Consider the following 2281-nt stretch of genomic DNA (forward strand, 5'->3'; position numbering starts at 1 on the left):
GACCCAATATCATTCCATTATCTAAACTATAATATGAAAATATAAGCTGAAATATAGGAATTGTGAATATAGACAAAAACTTTAAAAAGGAAACCAACTTATGCTTATTAAACCTTAGAAAATAATTTGTAACAATTAACAACACCGCTTGAGAAAGAAATGAAAAAAATATAAATGTAGAATATGAATAATTAAAATAAAACAGAAAACAAAAAATCACGCATGACAAGAAAAATGCTATCACTATTCCGATGGTAAATATATCATCTACTTCTGTATCTTCACATGCAAATATAATGGCATCAAATCTGAGACTACTAACCGCTAAAAAAACCCCCAATAGTGCTATATAGAATGCATAATCACCAAATTCAGACGGCGTATACTTAGACATAAAATATGGAGTTAATAAGATAGTTAAAGCATGAGCAAGAGCAGGACCTGATAGTAAACTAACAAACTTCTTTATCATAATTTTTAGGCTTTAATACAAAAGGAACTAAAAGTACTAATAATAAACCACCATGTGTAAATAACATTGTGGACATAGCACTACCTTGAATAGCGTAGAATGTCACAAAAATCAGTCCGCTGTATTTTACGGGAACATTATAATCTTTGAATATTTTAATCACTAACGATGAAATAAGTACGTTAAAGAAAACCCCAACACTTCCAAAGTTAGCAAAACCATCACTTAAATAACCATTATTTGCACTCATTTCATCACTATTAAAAAAATGTTGCCCTATAACTTGAGGAATTGTGGCGGAATAAGGATAGTCTATGAAATAAGATAAATAAGAACTAGAGTAATACACATAGTTATTATCAAAGAAATCAAAGTAAAAAATATTTAACAGTGCCGGAATGAAGAAAAGTCTTCTTACTAGTAAAGACTCAGGAAGGATAAAATCGGAAAAATAAGAGACAACCCTAACACTAATAAAAAGTAACAAACAAGCAGATAAAAAATAATTTGCTTTACTTTCGTAACATGGCTTACCAAAATATAGTCCCATGATTATAAGCACCGTTAAAAATACTGATTTATGCCCAGTGGTCATGAATAAATACATTAAAATCATAGAAAAGATTATAAGCATGAACGCTTTTTTTCTTTCCAAGGCAAAAATAATGCCTATTGGACATATGACCTTTGCCAGCCAAAAGTAACCATATACTGAAAAAAAAGTATTGTTCTCTCTTGACTCTCTTCTAATATCATACACATCAAAATAAAAAGCATTTAAATTAAACTTAACACCATGTGCAGAGATTACGGGAGCTAAGCATAAAATCAATAGAGCCCACATTAAATATTCGGTTTTTTTACTACTAATTGATGGGACTCTAATTGGCGGAAATAAGTTCAATATTACGGAAGTTATAGGAATACATAAGAATGACCAAACTGGAATTCTAATATCCCCCCCCATAAATGAGTACATCACCATATTAGGTGCTGTGACAAAAACAAATAATAGAGCAATAATAAATCTTGTGAAGCTGTCTTTAACTATTTCAAAGGTAATAGTAGAAAGAAAAACAAATAATACTGAAAATATAAACCTAGTGAAATTTAAGTTATCCTCAAACCCCATATATGAAAACTTATCAGCAACAAAATATTTGTAAGAAAGAAATAAAATGACATATATCAAAATAAATCTTAAAGATCTAAAAGTCATATTCATTATTTATAACAAACCCGCATATATAAATCTCTATATTTTTCCGAAACAACYTCCCACACAAAGTTTTCATTTACTTTTAAAAAACCTTTGTGAGCAATGTCTTTCCAGCATTCTTTATCTAAAATTTTAGTACGAAAAACATCATATAGTTCTTCTTCGYTCTCAATAAAATAAGCATCTTCTCCAGAACTAAAGTAGCCATCAAGTCCTGTTCCTTTTTTCCCTATAATAAGACAATTTTTTGCTGCTGCTTCTATATAAACCATGCCAAATGTCTCATTATCACTTGGCAAAATAAAAATATCACTTTTGTTAAATTCTTTTAATAACTCGTCTCTAGGTAACCAATCTAAAAACTCCACTGCACCGCTTGATTTTTTAACATACTTATCTTTTAGAGGGCCACTACCAACAATTGTAAACTGTATTCTTTTATTGTCTAAAAACTTATTAGCCAAACCAATAACCCAGTCAATATTTTTTCTCTTTATATATTGACCTGCACAAATAACTCGTATTTTTTTTGATTTACTATTATCTTTTTTTTCAATTATTTCTTTATTTATTCCATGTGGTATTAAGAC

General features: G+C 29.3%; 2 protein-coding genes and 1 pseudogene. All 3 read right to left on the bottom strand.

Annotated features, from left to right (window positions below):
• Positions 1–472: pseudogene (locus R2S67_RS22655) on the bottom strand (hypothetical protein); the annotation flags it as partial.
• Complete coding sequence (locus R2S67_RS22660) at positions 453–1697, bottom strand: hypothetical protein (RefSeq protein WP_317347158.1); 1245 nt, start codon at positions 1695–1697, stop codon at positions 453–455. The pseudogene R2S67_RS22655 and the gene R2S67_RS22660, both read right to left, overlap by 20 nt.
• Positions 1697–2281 (bottom strand): glycosyltransferase family 4 protein (locus R2S67_RS22665; RefSeq protein WP_317347159.1); only part of this gene is annotated, 585 nt, incomplete at its 5' end. The genes R2S67_RS22665 and R2S67_RS22660, both read right to left, overlap by 1 nt.

The sequence above is a fragment of the Vibrio sp. T13N genome, from assembly GCF_032970445.1.
GTDB classification, from domain to species: Bacteria; Pseudomonadota; Gammaproteobacteria; order Enterobacterales; family Vibrionaceae; genus Vibrio; species Vibrio diabolicus.

Bases quoted from the DNA above. Each gene is read 5' to 3' on its own strand.
- R2S67_RS22660 (WP_317347158.1), bottom strand. From the start codon at position 1,697: ATGAATATGACTTTTAGATCTTTAAGATTTATTTTGATATATGTCATT.